Source organism: Telluria sp. AZSoR62 (assembly GCF_058111565.1).
The window spans coordinates 1-457 of the sequence record NZ_JBYTST010000075.1 but is presented as its reverse complement, the minus strand read 5'-3'; the positions used below and the strand labels follow the sequence as shown (position 1 = coordinate 457).

The 457-nt window shown below is 60.4% G+C and carries 1 protein-coding gene; it reads left to right on the top strand.

From position 1 onward, the window contains the following. Positions 1-17 precede the first annotated feature (17 nt). A partial coding sequence (locus AC3XQU_RS22930; RefSeq protein WP_489876463.1) for a hypothetical protein occupies positions 18-457 on the top strand: 440 nt, incomplete at its 3' end.

The following is a 457-nucleotide window of genomic DNA, read 5'->3' as shown; positions in this document are numbered from 1 at the left end:
ATGGTCCCGGACCGCTGGTGTACAACGTGGGCGGGCAGTCCATCACTGACCAGAACCAGCTTGCGAACCAGGTCTACGCCGGTGACCTCCCAGGGCACTTCGATCACGTTCACTGGGCGAACTCGATGCCGCTCGGGGAACTGTCGGAGGACCAGAAGAAATCGCTGTGGGACCGCGTCAAAGACCTTGGCGGCGCAGTTGTGAACAGCGGCCGAAACATGGCGGCAAACCTTTTTGAGGCGCCAGTCAAGGCATTGCGGTCTCAGATCCCGACTTACGATGGGCTGGGACTGTTCGGCCAAGTACCGCTGGCGTTGTACGACAAAATGTCTGAGGCTGCGTTGCGGATGATCCGCGGTAAGTCCCAGAGCATCGGAGGCGGAGGCGATGTCCCGTACGACAAGTCGTCTGGGGCCGAGCAATGGCGACCACTCGTCGAGAAGCTCTTCGACGAGAA